3 protein-coding genes are annotated in these 2,184 nt (G+C 75.0%); 1 reads left to right on the forward strand and 2 read right to left on the reverse strand.

Annotated elements, in window-relative coordinates:
• Positions 1-287, forward strand: a 287-nt coding sequence (locus KME75_RS41130; RefSeq protein WP_219420399.1) for a hypothetical protein, incomplete at its 5' end; no start/stop codon positions are given.
• Between the two features lie 86 nt (positions 288-373).
• Here the strand turns inward: KME75_RS41130 and KME75_RS41135 are convergent.
• Together KME75_RS41135 and KME75_RS41140 are read right to left on the reverse strand one after the other, a co-directional pair.
• Positions 374-1,546: a glycosyltransferase family 4 protein gene (locus KME75_RS41135; protein WP_219420400.1), complete on the reverse strand. Its 1,173-nt coding sequence runs from the start codon at positions 1,544-1,546 to the stop codon at positions 374-376.
• Positions 1,547-1,634: 88 nt separating this feature from the next.
• Positions 1,635-2,184: C40 family peptidase (locus KME75_RS41140; protein ID WP_219420401.1), on the reverse strand; the 550-nt coding region annotated here is incomplete at its 5' end.

The following is a 2,184-nucleotide window of genomic DNA, read 5'->3' on the forward strand; positions in this document are numbered from 1 at the left end:
ACACCTCGTCGCGCTCGTCCGCGCCGGCGCCGTGTTCGAGGCCGGCAAGCTCGTTGAACGGCCCGAGCAACACCCACAACCCCACGCGGCCTAAAAAATCTTCATCCACAGGTCTTGACTATTGCTCGACCATCAACCGGCGCATCCGCGACACCCAGTACCTACTGGAACAGGCCGGCCACACAATCCAGCCCGCCGAGAACCCGCTGGCCACGCTCGATGACCTCTACGACCTCGCCAGCACCGCAGGCATCACCATCCCCACACGAGTTACGACGGCGAGTTGATGATCTGCAAGCCCTAACTCCGCGGCATTGGATCCAGCAGCGACATCTGCGCCTTGATCACCGGCAGGCGGCGGGGACGGGGCGGATCACTGCGGCGCCGCCGACACGCCCCCCGCCCGGACCGGCAGCGGCGCGCCCGTCAGGAGGGCGTGCAGGCGGGCCACCCGGGCGGGCCAGCTCCAGTCCCGCAGCATCCACGCCCGGCCGGCAGCGCCCATCCGACGCGCCCGGTCGGGGTCGGCGAGCAGCCCGGCGACGGCGTCGGCGACGACCCGTTGGTCCCGGCCGTCGACCACGTGGCCGGTGTGCCCATCCCACACGGTCTCCGGGGCGCCGCCCGAGTCGCCTGCCACGACCGGCAGCCCGGTCGCGGCGGCCTCCAGCAGGGCGATGCCGAGCCCTTCCACGTCGAGCCCACCGCCGCGGGTGCGGCACGGCAGCGCGAACACGTCACCGACCGCGTAGTGCGCCGGGAGCTCCGCAGCGGGCACCGGCCCGGTGAACACGACGTGGTCGGCCACACCAACGTCGGTCGCGAGGCGGCGCAGCCGACCGCGGTCGGGTCCGTTCCCGACGAACAGCAGCCGGGCGCCCGGCACCGCCGCCCGCACCCGGGGCAGCGCACGGATCAGCACGTCCTGGCCCTTGCGCGCGACGAGGCGGGACACGCAGCTCACCACCGGGGCCTCGCCCAGCCCGTAGCGGCGACGCAGCTCGGTGCGGGCAGCCGGGTCCGGGCGGAAGACCTCCGCGTCGACCCCCGACGGCAGGACCTCCAGCGCGGCGTCCGGGCCGAAGGCCGCCGCAACCCGGCCGCGGGTGTACCGCGAGATCGTGGTGAACGCGTCGGCGTCGCGCCCGATCCGGCGCAGCGCCTGCCGGGCGCCGGGCAGCATCGCCCAGCCCACCTCGTGGCCGTGCGTACTCGCCACCACGCGCTCGATGCCCGCCCGGCGCCGCAGCACCGGGCCGAGCAGTCCCAGCGGAGCGGAGGCGCCGAACCAGACCGTGCCGGCCTCGTGCTCCCGCGCGAGGGCAACCGCCCGGCACGCGACGGCGGGCACCGGCAGCATCAGCGACGTCGGGTGCCGGTGCACGGGGTAGCCGGCGGCGGCGTCGAACTCCGCCGCGCCAGGCCAGGCGGGCGCGTAGACGACCAGCGCACCCGCGGGAAGCCGGTCGGCCAGCGCCTGCAGGTAGCTCTGGATGCCGCCGGTGCGCGGTGGGAAGTCGTTGGTGACGAGGAGCGTGCGCGGCATCCGCGCGACCGTAGCGCCCTGTGTGAAGAGGTCGGGCGGCGGCCGGAGGTGCCGGCCGCCGCCCGTGCCCCGGGGGGAGCGGACGAGGCTAGAGGCGCCGGCCGCCGCTGAAGGCGCTGCTCGACACGGTCTGGTACTTCACGACGTCGCCGGTCTGCGGCGCGTTGATCATCTTGCCCTCGCCGGCGTAGATGCCGACGTGGCTGACGGGGTCGTAGTAGAAGACGAGGTCGCCCGGCTGCATGTCGTCCCAGGACACGGAGCGGCCGACCGTCGCCTGCTGGCTGCTCGACCGGGGCAGGGTGACGCCGGCCTGCTTGAAGGCCCAGTAGGTGAGCCCCGAGCAGTCGTAGTTCGACGGGCCCTCCGCGCCCCAGCGGTAGCCCTTGCCGAGCTGGGTGGCCGCGGCGCGCAGCGCCTCCACGCCGACGCCGGTGCCCGCGATCGGCACGTCGGGAGCGGCGACGTCGGGACCGGTGCGCTCGCGGCGCTCCTCGGGGGTGAGCCGGTCGAGCAGCTGCTCCGCCTCGTTGATCCGCATCTCGGCCGCACGCTTGCGGGCCTCGATCTCCTCCTCGGCCCGGGCGGCCTCGTCGGCGGCGGCCTGGGCGCGCGCCACGGCGGCGTCGGCGGCCGCC

The sequence above is a fragment of the Pseudonocardia nigra genome, from assembly GCF_019396355.1.
Taxonomy (GTDB): domain Bacteria; phylum Actinomycetota; class Actinomycetes; order Mycobacteriales; family Pseudonocardiaceae; genus Pseudonocardia; species Pseudonocardia nigra.